Annotated in this window: 1 protein-coding gene; it reads right to left on the bottom strand. The window is 66.5% G+C overall.

From position 1 onward, the window contains the following. Positions 1-20: 20 nt before the first annotated feature. Entirely contained in the window at positions 21-317 is a 297-nt protein-coding gene (locus AC2JF9_RS08825) for a DUF736 domain-containing protein (protein ID WP_500727014.1), read from the bottom strand. Positions 318-474 lie beyond the last annotated feature (157 nt).

The following is a 474-nucleotide window of genomic DNA, read 5'->3' on the forward strand; positions in this document are numbered from 1 at the left end:
GAGTAGGGGCGCCGCTTTCGTCAGCACGACCAGATGAGATTGCATTCGCTGGCGATGTCGGTCTCGACCAGGCTGGCGTAGATCGGAGCCGGGAAGGGCGGGGCGTCGAGCTTGACCGAGAGATAGTCACGGCCCTCGTGGCTGGTCTTCTTCCAGGCGGCCCCAAACTCGACGGTGTTCGAATGGATGCGGAAGTCCGGGGCCTTGTCGGTCTCCTTCTCTGCCGGCTTGAAGCTGACCTTGGCGTTGAGGGTGAGGGTCTTGAGCGTGCCGGTGAAGGTATCGCCGTTCGCGGTGAAGGTGCAGATGATCGCCATGTCGAAGTTCCCTCGGACCGCGCCCGCCGCGGCCTCGATCGCGATCGGTGAAGCGGGGATGCCCGGACGCGCACCGCTGCCGGGGGCGCCCGTCGCGCTCGCGCGACGGGGTGGGCTTGCGGCCGAAGCGGATCAAGCCATTCGAGAGGCCGTATGG

This window comes from Lactobacillus sp. C449L (assembly GCF_059900815.1).

Bases quoted from the DNA above. Each gene is read 5' to 3' on its own strand.
- AC2JF9_RS08825 (WP_500727014.1), bottom strand. From the start codon at position 317: ATGGCGATCATCTGCACCTTCACCGCGAACGGCGATACCTTCACCGGC.